Origin of the sequence: Oceanisphaera avium, assembly GCF_002157875.1 — a bacterium.
Classification (GTDB): Bacteria; Pseudomonadota; Gammaproteobacteria; order Enterobacterales; family Aeromonadaceae; genus Oceanimonas; species Oceanimonas avium.
In genome coordinates, this window is sequence record NZ_CP021376.1 from 1494558 (window position 1) to 1515025 (window position 20468).

The 20468-nt window shown below is 48.3% G+C and carries 16 protein-coding genes and 4 tRNA genes; 8 read left to right on the forward strand and 12 right to left on the reverse strand.

Annotated features, from left to right (window positions below):
• Window positions 1–2: 2 nt before the first annotated feature.
• From pta to CBP12_RS06880, 3 genes are all read left to right on the forward strand, one after another.
• Window positions 3–2180, forward strand: a complete 2178-nt coding sequence (gene pta, locus CBP12_RS06870) for a phosphate acetyltransferase (protein ID WP_086963779.1) — start codon at window positions 3–5, stop codon at window positions 2178–2180.
• Between the two features lie 243 nt (window positions 2181–2423).
• Window positions 2424–2924 carry a thiol peroxidase gene (gene tpx / locus CBP12_RS06875; RefSeq protein ID WP_086963780.1) on the forward strand — a complete coding sequence of 167 codons (501 nt, stop codon included), beginning with the start codon at window positions 2424–2426 and terminating at the stop codon, window positions 2922–2924.
• 236 nt (window positions 2925–3160) lie between these two features.
• Window positions 3161–4063, forward strand: coding sequence for a TIGR01777 family oxidoreductase (locus CBP12_RS06880; protein ID WP_086963781.1), 903 nt, complete (start codon window positions 3161–3163; stop codon window positions 4061–4063).
• A gap of 23 nt (window positions 4064–4086) precedes the next feature.
• On the opposite strand, the gene CBP12_RS06885 is transcribed toward CBP12_RS06880, so the two are convergent.
• Both CBP12_RS06885 and CBP12_RS06890 read right to left on the reverse strand, forming a co-directional pair.
• On the reverse strand, window positions 4087–6519 hold the full coding sequence (locus CBP12_RS06885; RefSeq protein ID WP_086963782.1) for an ABC transporter permease: 2433 nt from the start codon (window positions 6517–6519) through the stop codon (window positions 4087–4089).
• The gene (locus CBP12_RS06890; RefSeq protein WP_086963783.1) at window positions 6512–7201 is read right to left on the reverse strand and encodes an ABC transporter ATP-binding protein; all 690 of its coding nucleotides are present in this window, start codon (window positions 7199–7201) and stop codon (window positions 6512–6514) included. Before CBP12_RS06890 ends, CBP12_RS06885 begins: the two co-directional genes overlap by 8 nt.
• Here CBP12_RS06890 and CBP12_RS06895 point away from each other — a divergent pair.
• The gene (locus tag CBP12_RS06895; protein WP_086963784.1) at window positions 7200–7799 is read left to right on the forward strand and encodes an arylesterase; all 600 of its coding nucleotides are present in this window, start codon (window positions 7200–7202) and stop codon (window positions 7797–7799) included. The genes CBP12_RS06890 and CBP12_RS06895 overlap by 2 nt on opposite strands.
• Before the next feature lie 29 nt (window positions 7800–7828).
• On the opposite strand, the gene CBP12_RS06900 is transcribed toward CBP12_RS06895, so the two are convergent.
• The 6 genes from CBP12_RS06900 to gltX all read right to left on the reverse strand — a co-directional run bounded on the left by CBP12_RS06900 (window position 7829) and on the right by gltX (window position 10706).
• On the reverse strand, window positions 7829–8500 hold the full coding sequence (locus tag CBP12_RS06900) for a DNA-3-methyladenine glycosylase I (RefSeq protein ID WP_086963785.1): 672 nt from the start codon (window positions 8498–8500) through the stop codon (window positions 7829–7831).
• Window positions 8501–8661: 161 nt separating this feature from the next.
• A tRNA-Ala gene (locus CBP12_RS06905) sits at window positions 8662–8737 on the reverse strand.
• A gap of 46 nt (window positions 8738–8783) precedes the next feature.
• A tRNA-Ala gene (locus CBP12_RS06910) sits at window positions 8784–8859 on the reverse strand.
• 37 nt (window positions 8860–8896) lie between these two features.
• Window positions 8897–8972: transfer RNA gene (locus tag CBP12_RS06915), tRNA-Ala, on the reverse strand.
• A 45-nt stretch (window positions 8973–9017) separates the two neighbouring features.
• Window positions 9018–9093, reverse strand: a tRNA-Ala gene (locus tag CBP12_RS06920).
• A 200-nt stretch (window positions 9094–9293) separates the two neighbouring features.
• On the reverse strand, window positions 9294–10706 hold the full coding sequence (gltX, locus tag CBP12_RS06925; protein WP_086963786.1) for a glutamate--tRNA ligase: 1413 nt from the start codon (window positions 10704–10706) through the stop codon (window positions 9294–9296).
• Between the two features lie 286 nt (window positions 10707–10992).
• Here gltX and CBP12_RS06930 point away from each other — a divergent pair, with 286 nt between their 5' ends.
• Complete coding sequence (locus CBP12_RS06930; RefSeq protein WP_086963787.1) at window positions 10993–11538, forward strand: LysM-like peptidoglycan-binding domain-containing protein; 546 nt, start codon at window positions 10993–10995, stop codon at window positions 11536–11538.
• A 90-nt stretch (window positions 11539–11628) separates the two neighbouring features.
• On the opposite strand, the gene ligA is transcribed toward CBP12_RS06930, so the two are convergent.
• Together ligA and zipA are read right to left on the reverse strand one after the other, a co-directional pair.
• On the reverse strand, window positions 11629–13662 hold the full coding sequence (gene ligA, locus CBP12_RS06935) for an NAD-dependent DNA ligase LigA (protein ID WP_086963788.1): 2034 nt from the start codon (window positions 13660–13662) through the stop codon (window positions 11629–11631).
• Between the two features lie 86 nt (window positions 13663–13748).
• Window positions 13749–14834 carry a cell division protein ZipA gene (zipA, locus tag CBP12_RS06940; protein ID WP_086963789.1) on the reverse strand — a complete coding sequence of 362 codons (1086 nt, stop codon included), beginning with the start codon at window positions 14832–14834 and terminating at the stop codon, window positions 13749–13751.
• A gap of 357 nt (window positions 14835–15191) precedes the next feature.
• Between zipA and cysZ the strand changes: the two genes are divergently transcribed.
• A complete protein-coding gene (cysZ, locus tag CBP12_RS06945) occupies window positions 15192–15953 on the forward strand; it encodes a sulfate transporter CysZ (protein ID WP_086963790.1) in 762 nt (253 codons plus the stop codon).
• Here cysZ and CBP12_RS06950 read toward each other — a convergent pair.
• Both CBP12_RS06950 and CBP12_RS06955 read right to left on the reverse strand, forming a co-directional pair.
• Complete coding sequence (locus CBP12_RS06950) at window positions 15917–16492, reverse strand: YcbK family protein (RefSeq protein ID WP_086965440.1); 576 nt, start codon at window positions 16490–16492, stop codon at window positions 15917–15919. The two genes, cysZ and CBP12_RS06950, sit on opposite strands and share 37 nt — an antisense overlap.
• Window positions 16493–16845: 353 nt before the next feature.
• Window positions 16846–18507 carry a L,D-transpeptidase family protein gene (locus CBP12_RS06955; protein ID WP_232455030.1) on the reverse strand — a complete coding sequence of 554 codons (1662 nt, stop codon included), beginning with the start codon at window positions 18505–18507 and terminating at the stop codon, window positions 16846–16848.
• 312 nt (window positions 18508–18819) lie between these two features.
• Between CBP12_RS06955 and cysK the strand changes: the two genes are divergently transcribed.
• Together cysK and crr are read left to right on the forward strand one after the other, a co-directional pair.
• Complete coding sequence (gene cysK, locus CBP12_RS06960) at window positions 18820–19788, forward strand: cysteine synthase A (protein WP_086963791.1); 969 nt, start codon at window positions 18820–18822, stop codon at window positions 19786–19788.
• A gap of 153 nt (window positions 19789–19941) precedes the next feature.
• A complete protein-coding gene (crr, locus tag CBP12_RS06965) occupies window positions 19942–20451 on the forward strand; it encodes a PTS glucose transporter subunit IIA (RefSeq protein WP_086963792.1) in 510 nt (169 codons plus the stop codon).
• The last annotated feature ends 17 nt before the right edge of the window (window positions 20452–20468 follow it).

The window sequence follows — 20468 nt, forward strand, 5'->3', positions numbered from 1 at the left end:
TTATGGCCAGAACGGTAATGTTGATCCCCGTCAGTGGCGGTGTGGGTGCCACCTCAGTGAGCTTGGGGATGGTGCGCGCCATGGAGCGCAATGGCGTTAATGTCAGCTTTTTTAAACCAGTTTCCCAACCGCGCAACCGCACCACAGTCCAAGATCATTCCACGGCCGTGATCGCAAATGGCTCTAATATAGTGCCGCCAGAGCCCTTTGCCCTTAGCTATGCTGAAACCATGATCTCTAAGGGAAATCTTGATGTTTTGCTAGAAGAAATAGTGGCACGGGTAGAAAATCATGTGGCCGACGTGGGCGCGGAGATAGTGGTGGTAGAGGGCTTGATCCCCACCGACAAACAGCCCTTTGCCAATCGCATTAATTATGATGTTGCTAAAGCGCTTGATGCCGATATGGTACTTATTGCCCAACCCAGCAATGACTCTAGCCAACAATTAAAAGAGCGAATTGAGCTGGCGTGCTCTAGTTTTGGCGGCATGCTCAATAAGCGCATTGTGGGCTGCATTATTAATAAAGTAGGGGCGCCCATCGATGATCAGGGCAACACTCGCCCCGATCTGTCGGAGATGTTTAACCCCAATCAAAAGCTTGAAAAATACAGCCCTAATTTAGAAGTGCTACAAGTGTTTGGCAAAATGCCGCTGCGGATCTTGGGCTGTATTCCTTGGAATAATGATTTAGTGGCCCCCAGAGCCGTGGATTTAGCCCGCCACTTAAATGCCACTATTTTAAATGAAGGCAAGCTCAATAGTCGCCGCCTACAAAGCGTCACTTTTTGTGCGCGCGCACTGCATAATATGGTGCAGCACTTTAGACCAGGCAGCTTATTGGTGGCCTCCGGGGACAGATCCGATGTTATTGTCGCCGTTTGTTTAGCGGCCATGAATGGCGTGAAAATTGGCGCCCTCTTACTCAATGGCAGCTATCACCCAGAGCCACAAATTATGGCGCTGTGCCAACAAGCCACCGAAACAGGCTTACCTATCTTGATGGTCGACACCAATACCTGGCAAACCGCAGTTAGCCTGCAGCATTTTAATTTAGAAATTCCCATTGATGACTTACCGCGCATCGATTTGGTGCAAGATTATATGGCAAGCCATATCGATCAACACTGGATTGAGTCGTTAATGGCTAAGTCTACCCGCAGCCATCGACTCAGCCCACCCGCCTTTCGCTATCAACTAACGGAATTAGCGCGCCGCGCCGCTAAGCGCATTGTGCTGCCCGAAGGGGAAGAGCCGCGCACCATTAAAGCGGCCTCAATTTGCGCCGAGCGGGGGATTGCGCGCCCGGTATTATTAGGAAATCGTGAGGAAATATTACGAGTCGCCGCCCAACAAGGGGTGAAATTAGATGAACGAGTAGAAATTATCGACCCAAAGCAAGTGCGTGAGCATTATGTAGAGCGCTTAGTAGAGCTTAGAAAAGCTAAAGGCCTAACAGAGATTGTGGCGCGCGAGCAGCTACAGGATAACGTAGTACTGGGTACTATGATGCTAGAGCGTGATGAAGTTGACGGCTTAGTCTCGGGGGCGATTAATACCACCGCTAATACCATACGCCCGCCCCTGCAAATTATTAAAACCGCGCCTGGCTGCTCGTTAGTATCCTCCATCTTTTTTATGCTGTTGCCAGACCAAGTGTTGGTCTATGGCGACTGCGCCATTAACCCCGACCCTAGCGCCGAGCAATTAGCAGAAATTGCCATTCAATCCGCCGACTCTGCTACCGCCTTTGGCATTGAGCCTAGAGTGGCGATGATCTCCTACTCTACGGGCAGCTCTGGCACGGGCGCAGAAGTAGTGAAAGTAAGAGAGGCGACGCGCTTAGCTAAAGAAAAGCGCCCGGATTTAATTATCGATGGGCCACTGCAATATGATGCCGCCATTATGGAAAATGTAGCGCAGTCTAAGGCTCCGGACTCCCCCGTTGCCGGAAAAGCCACTGTCTTTATCTTTCCTGATCTTAATACCGGTAATACTACTTATAAGGCGGTACAGCGTTCAGCACAGCTAGTATCGATTGGCCCTATGCTACAAGGCATGCGTAAACCGGTTAATGACTTATCTCGCGGCGCCTTAGTGGATGATATTGTTTACACCATTGCGCTCACCGCGATTCAAGGAGGACAACGCGACGCCGCTCAGCTACCTAGCATAGAATAAGAGCAATCTAACGTAGATGACTCGCCAACAGCTGATTACCAAGATCTATTTAATGACATTTTAGTGGGTAAAGCGCCGCCTTAAGCACAACTTTTAGCGGCGCTATGACTTTCAAGGGCTAGCAAAAAAAATAAAAACCTTTTCCTTATGCCTAAAACTGGTAACTTAGCCGCTGCAATATAATTTTTTCACATAGTGTTTAATTTTAAACCTATTATCTATCACCTTTAACAAGGAGCTACTATGTCTAGCGTAACTTTCCAAGGTAACCCAGTTGCTGTTTCTGGCCAGTTTCCACAAGCAGGCCAAGCGGCCGCTGATTTTACTTTGACCGATGGCGATTTAAACGACATTAAATTGGCAGACTTCAAAGGCCAAAAAGTACTGTTGAACATTTTCCCAAGTGTTGACACCGATGTGTGCGCGGCAAGCGTACGTGCTTTTAACGAAAAAGCCGCGGCATTAGCCAACACTAAAGTGATTTGCGTATCTATGGATCTGCCCTTCGCTCTGGGCCGCTTTTGTGGTGCAGAAGGAATTGAAAACGTACAAACTGCCTCTGCCTTTCGCAATGCTGAATTCTTGAACGCCTTTGGTGTAGCGTTAAGCGAAGGCCCACTGCGTGGCTTAGCCGCTCGTGCCGTGGTTGCGATTGATGAGCAAGGCAAAGTGGTTTACAGCGAGCGTGTTGCTGAGCTAACAACTGAACCTAACTACGACGCAGCCATTGCCGCGCTAGCCTAAAAGTTATTAGGTTAAGTCTAAAGAGTTCAACTCTTAGCTGATATACCGAGGTTACTCTGCCTTCTATGAAGCGCCGATAACCTCGGTTTTTTTATGGTGGCGCTATTAGTTAAGGACTGAGCTGAGTTAGCCGTGCCTTAAGCCGCATCACAATGGCGAGCCTTTTATCCTGCTAACATTGAAAGATAACGCGAGCTATACAGCAACAGGGCTTATTTATATAAAGGAAGGACTCCATGAAGATATTGATCACCGGCGGTACGGGTTTTGTGGGGCAGCGCTTAATTAAACAATTACACCCACACCATGAAGTGACGGTGTTAAGTCGCCAGCCCCATAACGTCACCCAGCTTCTAGGCTCAAATATTCACGCCTTAGCCTCGCTCGATAAACTGGAAAATTTAGACAGCTTTGACGCTGTTATCAATCTAGCCGGTGAACCCATTGCCGATAAACGCTGGAGCAGCGCGCAAAAAGAGCGTATTTGTCAAAGCCGCTGGCAACTTACCGAACAACTGGTGGCTAAACTTCATGCAGGCAGCCAACCCCCTAGCGTGTTAATTAGTGGCTCGGCAGTGGGATATTATGGCCGCCAAGGTGAGACGCTGGTCGATGAAGACTCAAGCCCTCATCCTGAGTTTAGCCACCACGTGTGTCAGCGCTGGGAGCAGCTGGCCGAGCAGGCAGCCAGTGCACAAACTCGCGTATGTTTTATTCGCTTAGCCGTGGTATTAGGTGCACAAGGCGGAGCCCTAAAGAAAATGCTGCCCAGCTATCGGTTAGGCTTAGGCGGGCCCATTGGCTCAGGCAAGCAATATATGTCGTGGATCCACATCGATGATGTGGTGAGCTTATTACTATTTTTACTGGAACATCCCGAATGCCAAGGGGCCTTTAATGCCAGTGCGCCAGAGCCGGTTACTAATCAGCAATTTAGTAAAACGCTGGCTAAAGTATTGAATAAACCTCATTTTGCCCGAGTACCCGCTTGGGTAATGCGACTAGCCTTTGGCGAAATGGCCGACTTATTATTAACAGGCCAGCGAGTGATGCCGGTGCGCTTACAAAGAGCCGGTTTTCATTTTCGCTATCCTACGCTCGAAAAAGCCCTCAAAGAGACCTTAACCGCCAGCTCTTAATTGGGCACTGAGGGCGATGAGGCTTACCACTGGCGTAAGCGCGTCATTAAGCGGGGGCGCGTCACGCCTCCCACTCGCCCCGTCAGCAGCAACAAGCCGGCCCCCAGCGCCGGCAATCCCAACCATAACCCTGGGTGGGGCTGCCAAGGTAAGCCTAGCCATTGAGGTAATAAAATAGCCACACACAGCTCAACGCCCAATGCCGCCGCTAAGCCGGCTGCCAGCCCTGCCGCTAACCACTCCCAACGCAACGATGCTTGTAAGAGTCGCTCACTGGCACCTAGCGTGCGCAGTAACACTAGCTCGCGCCGTCGGCTGTCTAAAGTAGTTTCTAGCTGAGCTAATAGCACTAATAAACTGGCCAGTATGACTAAGGCCATGATCACCAGTAAAGCTTGGCTAACTTGGGCCAGCACGTGGCGCAATTGTTGTAATAAGGCTTCTACATCTAAAATAGTCACGGTTGGAAAAGCACGGATCAACGCAATTTCTAAGTCTTGCTCTGTTTTGGGTAGATAAAAACTCGCTAGCCAAGTCGGGGAGTAAGAAGCCAACACATCGGGGCTAAAAATGAGATAGAAATTAGGCTGCATGCTATCCCAGTCCACTTCACGAATACTCTTTACCTGCCCTTTTACCTCAACCCCAGCTAAGTCCAGTTGCAAGTTATCGCCTAGTTTAATATTTAAGCGCTTAGCAAGACCAGCCTCAACCGACACACTATTAGGCGCTTGCGTCCATTGGCCTTTAAGAATGCGGTTCCCTTTTGGTAGCTCACGGCTATAAGTAAGATTAAGCTCGCGCCCCACCCCCTGTGCTTCGCCATTATCCACATCTTCCGCTGTCGCTTGCTCGTTAATGGCCACTAAACGACCTCGTACTATGGGATAAAATACCGAGCGCGTTAAGCGAGCTTCATCGAGCATGTGGCGAAGTGGCGCTAGCTCATCTTCTGCAATATTAATAACAAACCGATTAGGCGCCTTTTCAGGTAAATTGGCTAAAAAGCCATCTACCAACTCTGCCCGTACTATCCATAACAGACAACCTAAAAACAGCGCTAAGGCCACACCACCAAACTGCAATAGAGTGCTGATGCGCGCTCTTTGTAGTCGGTTTAGCGCTAATTTAAAAGCGATGCCGCGGCCAAGATGGCGTGCTATCCACAACATAGCGCCACTGACTGCGCCCAAAATAGCCATTAAGCTCAGTAGGCCCAGTAATAAAGCGCCTGCCAAGATAGCTTCACCACTAAACAACCAACTGAGTAAAAAGGTAGCCAGCAGTAATAAGCTCACACTCCAGCTAACAGGAATATGCGCCTCAGCTTCATTACGTAGCACTTTAAGAGCGGGTACCTGCAATAAGCGCCTCATTGGCATGAGCGCCAAAATGATGGTGGTGATCACCGCTAAGCCCAATGCATAAGCAAAGGGTTGCCAAGACGGAGGAGGCAAGGGTACCTGCAGTGCCTGCCCTAAGCTCAGTAAAATAAGCTTATGCAAGCCATAGCCCACCATGGTGCCCACTACCACACCCAAGAGTAATAAGCTGCCTAACAAAGTACTTAACCAGCGCAATAAAAAACGTCGACTCGCGCCTAATGTTTTAAGTAAGGCAATACGGTCTTGTTCTTTTTTTGAAAAATAGCCAAGCGCAATCGCCATGGCGAGCATTCCGAGTAAGACGCCAATGAGCGAGGCTAAGCGAAAAAATTGCTCGGCGCGGGCGAGTGAACGCGATACAGGCGAATTAGCTTGGCTGGCATCTTGCCAACGCTGCCCCAGTGCCAGTTGCGGCGTTAACCATGCTTGGTAGTCGTCCAATGCTTGAGCACTACCTTTAAAAAGATAGCGATAATTCACCCGACTGCCCGCCATTTGAATACCGCTTGCAGCGACATCATCAAGATGGATAAGCGCGCGTGGCGCCAATAATGCCGGCGATAAACTTTGATCAGGCTCAGCAACTAGCTCTCCCGTAACCTTAAGCTTAAGATTACCAAGCTCCACTGTGCTGCCGATGTCTACTTTTAATAGCGCCAATAAGCGCGCCGACAACCAAATCTGGCCTTTGGCTAGCGCTTGGGGCGGCGAAAGTTGTAGCTCGCCATAAAAAGGAAAGGCATTATCTACGGCGCGCACGCTGGCAAGTTGTAATTCATCACCCGCAAACAACACACTTTGAAATGACTGAGTGCGTGATAACTCAAGGCCGTGCGTTTGCGCGGCTTTTAACACGTCTTCTTGCAGCGTCCGACTTGCAATAATCACTCGATCAGCGCCAATATAATCTCGCCCCGATAGGGTAATGGCTTGATTAAGGCGGTCTGCGACTAAAGTGACGCTTAACATACTGGCCACACTGAGCGCTAAGGCCAATAAAAAAAGCCGCAACGAGCCGTGATTAATCTCACGCCGGATCAGCGCTAAGCTTAACCGTGAGCTATTAGCCATGGGTAAGCACCTCTTTAAGTTGCCCACTGGTCATCACTAAACGCCGCTGACAGCGTGCTGCTAATGTTTCATCATGAGTGACTATGACTAAGGTAGTGCCATGATGCTGATTAAGCTCAAACAGCAAGTCAATAATGCGCGCCCCCGTTTGGGTGTCTAAATTACCCGTAGGTTCATCTGCCAGTAAAATAGCCGGCTCATTCATAAAAGCTCGAGCCAATGCCACCCTTTGTTGCTCACCCCCAGATAATTGGCTAGGAAAATGAGCCATTCGCTCACTTAAACCCACTTGCTCTAATAACGCACTCGCGCTTTGCTTAGCACTGCCTCGGCCTTGTAATTGGGCGGGTAACATGACGTTTTCTAAGGCGTTTAAGGTAGGCAGCAATAAAAAAGACTGAAATACAAAACCTATGTCTTTAGCACGTAACGCCGCTTTTTGTCCTTCATCTAATTGAGATAGCCACTGCCCTTTAATAGCAATATCGCCACTAGTGGCTTTATCAAGCCCCGCCAATAAGCCCAATAAGGTAGATTTACCCGAGCCAGAAGCGCCCACTAACGCCACACTTTCTCCTTGCTTGACTTCAAAGTCGATCCCATCAAGGATGGTCAGCGTCTGCTGCTCGAGCTGCACCTGATGGCTCAGCCCCGCTACCTTGATCACCGGAGAAGTTATCATGTTGCGCATCCTTTTATTTTTGCTATTAATGGTGTCATCTGTTGCTCATGCTACCACCATACTGATCGTGGGCGACAGCCTAAGCGCGGGTTATCGCATGTCTGCCGACCAAGCTTGGCCCCAACAATTAGCCAAGCACTGGCCAGCTATCACAGTGGTGAATGCCAGTGTGAGTGGCGATACCACCCAAGGTGGACTGCAGCGTTTACCGACTTTACTCACTCAGCATCAGCCTGATTTAGTATTATTAGAGTTAGGAGGAAACGATGGTTTGCGCGGTTTAGCGCCCCAATTAATTGCCAATAATCTGGCAAAGATGATCCGCTTAGCAAAAGACGCCAACGCTCAAGTGATTTTAACTGACATTCAATTGCCCCCTAATTACGGGCGTCGTTACCTTGATAAGTTTGAAGCTATTTTTAGCGAGCTCGCCACCACTCACCAATTGCCTTTAATGCCGTTTTTTGTCGCCCCCTTAATCGATAAAGAGGGCATGATGATGAATGATGGCATTCACCCTACTGCCAAGGCGCAACCGGAAATAGTTAAGCAGGTACACGCTTTCTTAACCCCTTATGTGGATGCGCTTGCTCAATAAAAAATTCTTCGCCAGCGGTAAGCGCACGCTTAGCCCATAGAAAAAGCAAGGGTTTTACTGATTTGCGATAAGCTAAGTCCACTTTGGGCTTGCCACTCATTAAATGCGGTTTGGGCTTGGCGCAGTCCTTTTTGACTCCCAAGGCCTGCGTCCACGACTTGATGGTGGCGTAAATAAGCGCAGACATCGCCAGTAAACACAAACGTATCTACGCCTAAGCGGCGCAAAGCATAAGGCCCAATATTACCGCCTAACAGGTATCCGTGTTTTTTAAGCGTGAGCCATAAGCCGGTAATGTCATCGGTGGGCCACTGCGCCACAAATGCGCCAAAGCCTCCATAAGGCTGGCCTAACTCTAAAATCATGCGGGCATTGGCAGGCACGGCAGCAATTTTTCGTGCGTGGCGCACAATAGAAACATCATTATTTAAGCGCTCAAAATGACTGTCATCTAGCATCAACATTTTTTGCGGATCAAAACCAAAAAATGCTCGCTCAAAGTCGGGCCATTTATTACGGATCACCCGCCAGACAAATCCTGATTGAAATAAACTCATGGTAAAAGAAGACAACCAGCGATCATCACTCACCGCGGCTAGCTGTTCTGGCGTAGCTAAGGGAGTAGCAATTAAAGCCATCAGCTTTTTTTCGCCGCCATGGCGTTGGGCGGCGCGCTGAAAAATGGTATCGAAATGTTCCATGATAAATTCTCATCTACATTAAGGTTCTTCCATCATACTCAGCTTAACGCTCAGTGCCACTCGCCATCGGCGCACTTATTAATAGCAGCAGAGCAAACGCAAGAAAGCCACTGCAAATCTGCAGTGGCTTTTAAATTTTATAACTTGTTATTACACGTAAATGGTGGAGCTACGCGGGATCGAACCGCGGACCTCTTGCATGCCATGCAAGCGCTCTCCCAGCTGAGCTATAGCCCCGAAATTTGGGTAAGATGTTGTATCCACTGTCTTACTAAATAAGAGGTGGTGGAGCTACGCGGGATCGAACCGCGGACCTCTTGCATGCCATGCAAGCGCTCTCCCAGCTGAGCTATAACCCCAAAACAAATCTTTTGCTGGTAGTATCACTGACCAAATTGGTGGAGCTACGCGGGATCGAACCGCGGACCTCTTGCATGCCATGCAAGCGCTCTCCCAGCTGAGCTATAACCCCAATTGGCAGTCTTTTTACTAAGATGTACTTTACTGTTTAGATAAGTGGTGGAGCTACGCGGGATCGAACCGCGGACCTCTTGCATGCCATGCAAGCGCTCTCCCAGCTGAGCTATAGCCCCGCTTATCTTGCTCCTAGGTACTAGACCCAAGAGGCGATGCGCATAATAGACAGCCAAGATTTCTGTGTCAACCGAAAACGCGCTAAACTCGCTTAAGTCGTCATTTCTTAGTCGTTTTGGCTAATTTGTCAACAGTGCGCTTTTATAAAAACGCACCCTGTCAACACAGGATGCGTAGACGCCGTAGAGCTGTAAAAAGCTTAGCTATTCGCACGCTGCTCAATAAAAGCAAGCGCCATATCAATACGCGCTAAGACCTGCTCTTTACTGAGTAAGGCAATCACGCCATCAATCCCCGGTGATTGGCCAGCACCGGTCACCGCTACACGCAGCGGCATACCAACTTTACCCATTCCCAGTTCAAGCTCGCTAGCGGTGGCATTAATTTGCTCATGGATAAAGGACGCTTGCCAATCAGTAAGCGCAGCAAGCTTATCCCGCACTCGTGCTAGTACCTCTGCGGCCACAGGACGCAAATGTTTTTTAGCCGCATTTTCTTCAAATTCGCTAAAGTCTTCAAACAAATAGCGGCTTTGCTCAGCCATTTCTTTAAGGGTATGACAGCGCTCAGCATATAAGGTCACCACCTCAGCTAGTGCTGGTCCCTTGCTCAGCTCTATTTGCTGGTCTTGCATATGCCACACTAAGTAGCTAGCCACCTCTTCAGCAGGGCTAGTTTTTAAATAATGTTGGTTCAGCCACAATAACTTATCGGTATTGAAGGCCGAGGCCGACTTACCAATGCCATCTAAAGAAAACAGCTCAATCATTTCATCGAGAGAAAAGATCTCTTGATCGCCATGTGACCAGCCTAAGCGCACCAGATAATTTAATAGGGCTTGAGGTAGGTAACCATCATCACGATATTGCATTACGCTTACCGCACCATGGCGTTTAGATAATTTAGCGCCATCATCACCCAAGATCATCGACACATGGGCAAACTCAGGTACAGGGGCGCCGAGAGCCTGATAGATATTAATTTGGCGAGGCGTATTATTAATATGATCTTCCCCACGCACCACATGGCTGATTTCCATATCCCAATCATCGACCACCACACAAAAGTTATAAGTCGGTGCGCCGTCGGTGCGGCGAATAATTAAATCATCGAGTTGGTCGTTGCTCGTTTCAATGCGCCCTCTTACATGATCATCAAACACCACTTTGCCTTCAGTGGGGTTTTTAAAGCGGATCACACAGGGTGCATCACTGACGTGTTGTGCAGAGCTATGGCGGCAATGACCGTCATAACGGGGTTTTTCACCCGCCGCCATTTGTTGCTCACGCAGGCCATCTAAGCGTTCACGAGAGCAATAACATTTATAGGCTTTATCTTCATCTAATAGCTGATCAATCAAGCTATTATAACGATCAAAACGCTGAGTCTGGTAATAAGGTCCCTCTTCCCAATTTAGCCCTAACCACTTCATCCCCTCTATGATGGCATCGATAGCTTCTTGGGTTGAGCGCTCCAAATCCGTATCTTCAATACGCAGGACAAATTCGCCTTTAAAATGGCGTGCATACAGCCAAGAATAAAGGGCGGTACGAGCGCCGCCAACATGGAGAAAGCCGGTAGGGCTAGGAGCAAACCGCGTTTTAACTGTCATTCTTTCTGCCTTAGCTAATAAATAAAATCCACGTAGACTTGGTCTTTCAACCAAGCACTGATTAGGGTCCAAACTGCTGTCGCCACTTTATCACAGCGCATTCGCTGCTAAACGCATTTGGATCAAGCATTATCACTTAAGATGGTACCATTTCACTGGCGCTATTTTAGCACTGCCCGCGTGTGGGTTAAACGCTTTGCCTAATGCTTAAGCAAAAGGGCACGCTAGGGCAATGACTTGTCGAGTTTGTTTGGCACAGATACACTAACGCCAACGAGGTGGCTATATGTCTAGAAGAAAATCAATGAAACGCAACCAACCCCACACTGTCGGCGGCAAGTTTAATCAGGCTACACTTCCTTTTCGCCAAGGCATAGGCCGCGGTATTGAAAAATGGCAGCAGGTTCCAAAGCCACACAAATTGGGGTTACTGATTTTAACGCCGCTATGGCTAGGACTATTTCTTTGGCAGCCCGCCCCTGCTTTAGAAGCGGCGCCGGTTACTGGCTCCTTAAACCTATCTTTAGAGCCAAAGGTGAGTCGAGAAATTGATATTCCACTAGGCGCTAAGCGCATTGATCACACCCTAATGCAAGGCGAAACACTGGCGGCGTTATTTCGCCAATGGCAACTGCCCGGGAGCGACTTAATTGCACTGGTGCGCGCAGAGCCCTCTTATAAGCCCTTAAGTCAGGTACGCGTCGGCCAGGCACTGACTTTAGTGGTGAACAAAGAAGGCCAGCTGCATTATATTGAAGTTACCGATAATGGCCTGTTAATCACCGCCTTTCGCCGTTTAGGCCAAGAGTTTGCGCTGGTTAACACTCCTTAATAGCCACAGTTATTTAGCCACTTAACTACCTTCTTCGTTGGCTCTCTCAAATAGAGGAGAGCCTAATAGCGTCTTGTCGTTGCCCGCCTATTATTGATGCTCAGCCAAAAGCGCCAATAATTGCTCTTCATCAAAGATAGTCAAACCTAGCTCTTGGGCTTTCACCAACTTACTTCCCGCAGCTTCGCCTGCCACCACACAGCTGGTTTTAGCAGACACTGAGCCTGCCACTTTCGCGCCCAGTGCTTGCAAAGCGGTTTTGGCATCGGCACGCGATAACTGGCTGAGCGTCCCCGTTAACACAAAGGTTTGCCCCAGTAAGGGCTGCGCTTCTTTTTCAAGTGCGACCATCGCCGGCCAATGCAAGCCGCAGCCGCCTTGCTCAATAGGTGTGACTAGCGTCTGTACTACCGCTAAGTTATCGGGTTGGCGAAAGAAGTAGTAAACATGCTTTGCCACTATTTCGCCCACATCAATCACCTTTAACAATGTGTCGACTTCAGCGGCCATCACAGCGTCGAGCGTTAAAAAATACTGAGCTAAATTATTAGCCGTGGCTTCCCCTACTTCGCGGATCCCTAGTGCATATAAAAAACGAGCCAAGGTGGTCGTACGCGCCGCCTCTAGCGCCATTAATAATTTACTAGCCGATTTTTCCCCCATGCGTTCTAGGGTAAGCAATTGCGCCTTCGTTAAACTGAATAAATCAGCGGGAGTTTTAATGAGCTCACTGTCCACTAACTGTTCAATTAACTTAGTGCCAAGGCCATCAATATCGAGCGCTTTGCGTGACGAAAAATGCTTAATCGCCTCTTTACGTTGAGCGGCACAAAATAAGCCACCGCTACAGCGCGCTACCACTTCGCCTTCTATGCGCTCTACTTCGGCTTCGCAGACCGGACAGCGGGTAGGAAAGACGATGGCTCGCACTTGCTCAGTTCTTTTTTCTAAGACCACTGCTACCACTTGTGGGATAACATCGCCCGCTCGGCGGATAATCACCGTATCCCCTATCATTACGCCTAAGCGCGCAATTTCATCGGCATTATGTAAGGTGGCGTTTGAGACGACGACACCCGCCACCGGCACCGGCGCCAATTTAGCAACGGGAGTAATGGCTCCGGTTCTTCCTACTTGAAACTCCACATTGAGTAATTGCGTTAGCTCCTCTTGAGCAGGAAACTTATGAGCAATGGCCCAACGCGGTGCCCGCGCTACAAAGCCCAGCTCACTTTGTAAGGCCAAACTATCTATTTTATAGACCACGCCATCTATTTCATAAGGGAGTTGTTCGCGCTTAGCTAAAATAGCATCGTGATACTGCTCGCAGCCGCTAATACCTGTCATTAACTTTACTTCTGGGCTCATAGGTAGCCCCCAGCTTTTTAAGCGCGCTAAGGTAGCAAAATGACTATCAGCTAAGGGCGCGCCTTCCACTAATCCTACGCCATAGCAATAAAAGGCCAGCGGCCGTTTGGCTGTCACCCGGGAGTCAAGCTGGCGCAAGCTACCCGCTGCGGCATTACGCGGATTTGCAAAGATTTTTTCACCGCGCGCGCGGGCATGCTCATTCATCGCTAAAAAGCCGGCGCTGGGCATAAAGACTTCACCGCGCACTTCAAATCGTGTCGGCCAATTAGTGCCCTTTAAGGTCAGAGGAATACTTTTAATAGTGCGCACATTTTCAGTAATGCCCTCGCCCACTCGGCCATCGCCGCGCGTGGCCGCTTGTACTAAACGCCCCTGCTCGTAGAGCAAGCTGACGGCTAAGCCATCTAATTTAGGCTCGCAACAATAAACGACCGGCTGTTCATGTTGCAGCCGGCTTAATACTCGCTTTTCAAAGGCTTTGAGCTCTTCTAAACTAAAGACATTATCTAAGGAGAGCATCGCTTGGGCGTGGGGGATGGGGTTAAAAGCCGCCACCGGTGCACCGCCCACTTTTTGGCTGGGCGAGTCTGCATTTAAAAATTCAGGATGCGCTTTTTCAAGAGCGATAAGCTCGCGCATCACTCTATCGTATTCTGCATCCGGCACCGTGGGCGCATCGCTTAGATAATATTGCTCGTTATAGCGCTCTAATTGAGCGCGCAGGGTGAGGATGGTGGTTTTTATATCAGACATAGCGAGTCCACTTAAATAAAAAGTGCGGCCTTAAGCCGCACTTTTATTGAACAAAATATAAGTTACATACAGCGCAGCGCCGCTAGTTACTGAGCCTGACTATCATAATCGCTCAACTGGCCGCGACAGCGCACTAAGTACTCTAAGGCTAATGCTTGACGCTGGTTATCCACTAATAAAGCATCTAAGTCTTCGGCAATATTATCGGCCGCTTGGATCATCATATTAAAATGATTCTTAGCCATGCCAGGCGGAGGTAACTGCATAAAAATAGACACGCCAGGGGTGGTGAACTCACTCATGGCATTGGGATTAAACGTGCCGGGATTAACCATGTTCGCTAAGCTAAACAAGGGTTCTCCTTGGCCAGCACTGCCTTGATAGCGGTGAAAAATATCCATATCACCAAACACAAAACCCGCATCGGTGACGGCACGCACCAACTCAGTGCCGGCTAACAGTTGCTCAGGCTTAGCCATCACGTTAATGACATATACCTCTTGCCACGTTTTAGGCGCAGGCTTAGCAATCACAGGCTCTGGAGTGGGGCTCACTGGGGCTTCAGGCTGCACATTCGCTTCTGCTATTGGCTCTGGCGAGGGAGGCAGCTCAGCTGGCGCTGGCTCATGGTTATCAAAAAGAGGGTCTATCTCCCCTTTTTGATATTGGCGTGCTCGCAACTCAGCTTCGCTTTCAGGCTGAGCTAGCACCGGGCTATCAGATTCGGCTGCCTTTTCAGGCTGGCTAGCAGCGGGCGTATTGGCAACATCAGCTAAGGCTTGCTCTTCTTGAAAAGGTGCGCTCGCTAAGTCATCTTCCGCAAACACACTACTTGATAAAGTAGGAGGCAGACCAAGATGAGGCTCGTGTTGCTCATCATCCTCTACAGCGTAAAAGTGGGGACTGATTTGCCAATCATCTTCGAGCTCTTGATTACGCGATAAAGACTCGGCTTGATGATGTCCCGCCACGCGCACGCGACCAATGCCATCACTATCAAAGCCGTCTGTGGTTTCATCTGTCTTATCGAGCGGAGTTGGCGCCACTTTACTTAATGGCTTTTCACGCATCGGTTTTTGACGCCCTTTCTGGCTGGTCCACAATCCGTGGATCAGAAGTGCGGCAATGGCTACCGCGCCCAGAATGATCAAGATAATTCGCAAATCCTGCATTATCGTTTCTCTAAATATTTTTGCTTATGTTAAGCCATGTCGACGTGGCAAGAATATAGACCATCTTGCGCCGCCATGTTATTGAAGACAATGACAAGGGTATGTTTACCATCTCAGTTTGACAAGCGCCATCTGGCTGAGGATGTGAGAAAAAGCGCCATTTGCTGGCTTTTTATGCTTAGGCGCGGCCTCTCTTGTCGTGAGTCGCCCTTTTATCAACAAAAACGCATAAAATTTCAACGGGATTTAAGCGCAGAGTGTCAAATAAACATCACCTCTGTGTGGCGTTGCTTCTGGCATAATAAACGCGTGTCTATACTTGAACCCCCGCATGTTATCGATTTAAGGAAGTTTATTATGTCTGCGCCTGCTCACATCGCCCGCGGCCCGCATTATTTAATTAGAGGCTTATCGCTAATTTTAGAGCCTGATTTGCGATTGTTTGTATTATTACCTCTCGCCATCAACTTACTGCTTTTTGGCGGCGCATTCTATTGGCTTTATTTGCAACTCGACACCCTCTTTGGCTGGTTTGTACAAACGACGCCCAACTATTTGCAATGGCTAAGATACCTATTATGGCCCATAGCCATCATTACCATCATGGTGGTGTTTTCATTTATATTTACTAGCGTCGCTAATCTAATTGCGTCGCCCTTTAATGGTTTGTTATCTGAACGGGTAGAAATGAAGCTAACAGGCCAGCCATTGCCCGATGAAAGTGTGTGGGGATTACTTAAAGATACGCCCCGCATGATGGCCAGAGAGATCCATAAAATTGGATATTATTTGCCGCGGGCGCTGGGATGCTTATTACTATTTTTAATTCCCGTTATTGGCCAAACCTTGGCACCAGTATTGTGGTTTTTATTTAGTGCGTGGATGATGGCAATTCAATATTGTGATTACCCGTTTGATAATCACAAAATTGATTTTATAGTGATGCGCCAAGCGCTAGGACAAAAGCGCCAATTAAATTTAAGCTTTGGCGCCAGTGTAGCCCTGTGCTCTAGCATACCAATCATTAATTTATTAATTATTCCCGCCGCCATTTGCGGCGCGACCGCCTTATGGGTGGATCACTATACCCAACTGCGCACAGGCCCTGTGTCTAAATGAACAAAATTAGACTTGGGGTAATAGCCCACACCGCCGACTTTCATATTAAGTGCTGCTTGGCGTAGTTGGGCTAACGGGACACCTGGAATACGCAAATCAATGGCCTGCCCTTTCATGTGATAGCTTTTTTTGGCTACCCCTGAGCTGGTACGGCGCAACATCGCATTCGTATTAGGAGAGCGATAACCCGAGATCACTTGAATTTCGCCGGTTTTTCCTAAGCGATGCTGTAATAGATATAATTGATCAAATAATTTGGGATCAATATCAAATTGCTCTTGAGCTCTATAATCACGCATCACGCGGTTTAGTGTACTTAACCCTTCTTTTATGTAGTGGCCTTCTTCCCAAAAGCTCACGCTCACCTGCTCCCCAGTATTAATACTGTGCAAATTTAGCTTTCTCACCGGCGCTGAGCGACTAGCAAGCGCGGGCATGGGTAACATGGCGATGGCGCTCAAGCCACCTAAGCCCACCAGCAACCGACGGCGAGTGATATTTTTTTGTAAGGCAGGATGGGCAATACTAAGAGCGTGCATTTCTTTTTCAACATCATACATAGTGCTAAACTCACGAGTAAACAAGACGCACGCACAGCGGCTTAGCCGATTTTGCATGGTGTTAAATCTGTTTAAAACTACGGACTTAATCACGCTCGAAGACCTTGATGATCACTCGACTGCACACAAAAAAAGCAGGCTCAGCAAAAGGCTGTGCTACAGGGGGCTTTAAAAGTTAAGGGCGAAGTCTTATCTTCGCCTCGGTAAACTGTATAGAAAATACGCTATACAAGACCAAAAAATCAACACCTATGGCGTTAAAAAGAGTAAGTTGCTACTTCGATCACGCCAACTTACTCGTCACTTAAGGCCTAGCAGTAAGCGATAGCGCTTTACCCCGCCTTAAAAGGACTGGTAATGCCATTATCAAAGCCATAGATATCATTTCTAAACTGCGGTTGGCCATTTTCTCCTAACCAACCGGGCCAATACACCATATATAACGGCAGTGCTTGCTTTACCTTTACCCACTTTGTCTCAGGATTAGCTTTAAGCGCGCTTAAGCGTGCACTGCTTAGTTGATCATGTAATAACCAATCCGCTAACTGCTCCGCGCCCTCTACCCGTACGCAGCCTGAGCTAAAGGCGCGACTATCACGCGCAAATAATCCCCGCCCTGGGGTGTCGTGCAGATAAATTGCATCGTTATTCGGTAAGTGAAATTTATAAGCGCCGAGTGCATTGCCCCGCCCTGGACGCTGGCGGAGTCGATAAGGAAAACCGCCGCCTTCTTCAAATCGAGTTTGCCATTCTTCACGAGGAATAATGTGGGTGCCGGAGTTATCGAGTACTTCAAATCCTTGGCGGTCGAGGTAATAAGGATCTCGAGCCAATTTAGGCAAGATATCTTTATTAATAATAGAGCGCGGTACATTCCAAGGTGGATTAAATACGACGCTGGTGATCTTGCTCGCCATAATGGGCGTTTTTCGCTTGTTTTGGCCGACAATCACATTGCTCTCAAACACTAAAGCTTGATTTTGATAAAGTCGCAAATGGTACTCTGGAATATTAACCAGCATATAGGAGCTGGGTAAGTCATCGCCAATTAAGGTGCGCAGCATACTGCGCATTAATAACTGGGCGCGTTGCAAAGGCGGCGTATTTAACCAAGCATAGGTTTGCGCCCCTATCACGCCATCCACGGTTAAACCATGGCGCGCTTGAAAGCGTTTCACGCCTGCAGCTAAGTCTTCATCATAGCGCTGAGGATCGCGCATCAGGGGAGCTGGTAAAGGCGAGCTGAGTTGAGAGCGACTGGGCAATTCCAGCTCTGGCTCTTCTATATCAAAGTCTAATTCACTGAGCTCATTATGGGGCTCACTCCATGCCTCCTCGGTTAGCTCTACCGTGCTAGGCACGCTTAGCGCGTCAAGCTCAACTTCCAGCTGTACTTGCTCAGGTATCGCATTAAGTGAGCCTTGAGGCATATCACCTAACCATTGTAAGCGCTCACGAATTTGGGGGATTTGCGCATGATAGTCATTAGGGCGCAACGTCTCTCTTGGCAAAGAAGGCCACGCCTGTTCAGTTAACGCCAACAGTCGGGTTAGCTGCGCTACTAACTGCTCATGATCACCATAGCCAGGCGTTAAGCGCTGCACTAATTGACTGCGCTCACCTAAAGCCTTTGCCGAGTGCAAATTAGCTTCATCAATGTCTGATATGATTAAAGGGAGCTGGCGAGTGCGTAAGTATTGGCGATCATTAAACGATAATTTAGCCCATTGGCGCCAAAAGCTTTGTAAGCCCAGCAATAAGCGATCATCAGCTTGCTCAGACGCAGTACTGGGCGTAGTGGCCTGTTGCCACCACTGAGTTATTTGCGGATGCACATCTGCTAAAGCCAGCTCTAATCCTAATTGATGGAGCTGTTGCCTTACTTCAGGTTCATCTTGCCAGTTTTGAGCGTGAGCAGGCGCTAGCGTCAGCCCAAGGACTAACCATAAGCTCATCACGATATTGCGTTTTGTTATCCGCTTAACCACTATCATATCTGTCCGCCCATTCTTAAATTGCATTGCTAACTGGCATTGATTACGGCGATTATCTACTAGTTACGCACGAATATCTTGCTTCTACACTGCTTGATAGCAAACTAATCCATCAGGCGCTAGATATTCTCGCCTTTCCCTACCTGCTATAAATGCATATGATTTGCCTATCCAATAACATATGGTTATAACAATTTGCTACTTCTCATTCTAATTTGTCACTTCTCATTCTAAATAGAATGAGTAAGCTGGTTGTATATCAATAATGATGATGTTAGCGCACTAACTTTAGCGAACGATAGGAACAGCCCCATGAGCAAAATTTTTGAAGATAACTCGCTGACCATTGGCAATACTCCTTTGGTACGATTGAATCGCGTGAGCAAAGGCCGTGTATTGGCGAAAGTTGAGAGCCGCAACCCAAGCTTTAGCGTAAAGTGCCGTATTGGCGCCAATATGATTTGGGATGCCGAAAAGCGCGGTGAACTGGTCCCTGGTAAAGAGCTGATTGAGCCAACCAGTGGCAATACCGGTATCGCACTGGCATTTGTGGCAGCCTCTCGTGGCTATCCTATTACGCTCACCATGCCAAATACCATGAGCATGGAGCGTCGTCAGCTATTAAAAGCGCTCGGCGCTAACATTGTGCTTACCGAAGGCGCACAAGGCATGAAAGGTGCCATTGAAAAAGCCATGGAGCTTAGAGACAGCGCCCCTGAAAAATTTGTGTTATTGCAGCAGTTTAATAACCCTGCTAACCCAGAAATACACGAAAAAACCACAGGTCCAGAAATTTGGGATGCCACAGACGGTGACGTAGATGTCTTTGTATCTGGGGTCGGCACCGGTGGTACCTTAACAGGTGTAGCACGTTACCTTAAAAACACTAAGGGCAAGGCTGTGACTGTGGTTGCTGTAGAACCTACTGAGTCCCCCGTCATTGCCCAAGCTCTGGCCGGCGAGCCGCTCACACCGGGCCCGCATAAAATTCAAGGCATAGGAGCAGGTTTTATACCGGGTAACTTAGACTTGTCTTTAATTGATCGCGTAGAGCAAGTGAATAGCGAAGATGCCATTGAGATGGCGCGCCGCTTGATGAAAGACGAAGGTATTTTGGCCGGCTTTAGCTCTGGCGCCGCCGTGGTCGCCGCTAATCGTTTAGCCGAGCTACCCGAATTTGCTAACAAGACCATAGTCGTGATCTTGCCAAGTTCAGGTGAGCGTTACTTAAGTACTGTGTTGTTTCAAGGTATTTTCACCGAACAAGAACAACCTGCCTAATAAGGCCGCGCTTTTTTAAAGCTCGGTGTTAATGCCAGTACGGCGCCTTCTTGACTACAAGAGGGCGCCGTTTTTTATTCTTTATTCACGCTTTTTTCTTTTCCCTAAGTGGGTCTGTTATCATTCTGGCTTCAACGTGCAGGGAGCCACTACATGAGTCTGTTCAATAAGCTAAAAAGAATGGTAGTTGATGAGTCCGCCAAGGTAGTGGATCTGGTGCTACTAGCCCCTTTATCTGGTGAAGTCGTCCCCTTAGCAGAAGTGCCAGATGTGGTGTTTGCCGAAAAAATTATCGGCGATGGACTGGCGATTAAGCCAAGCGGTAATAAGATGGTGGCACCGTGCGATGGGGTGCTCAGCAAAATATTTGAGCACAACCAAGCTTTTGCGATAGACAGTGATGCCGGCCTTGAGGTGTTTGTGCACTTTGGGGTAGATACCGTGGAGCTAAAAGGCGAAGGTTTTACTCGTATTGCCCAACAAGGGCAAAGAGTGAGTACCGGTGATGTCATTATCGAATTTGATTTAAGTTTATTAGAAGCCAAAGCCAAGTCTACGTTAACCTCCATTATTATCTCTAATATGGACGCGGTGAAAGCGCTTAGCCACGCTAGCGGTGCCGTCACCTTAGGTACAGATATTATTTTAAGTGTTAAAAAATAATAAACGCTATCTAGCTA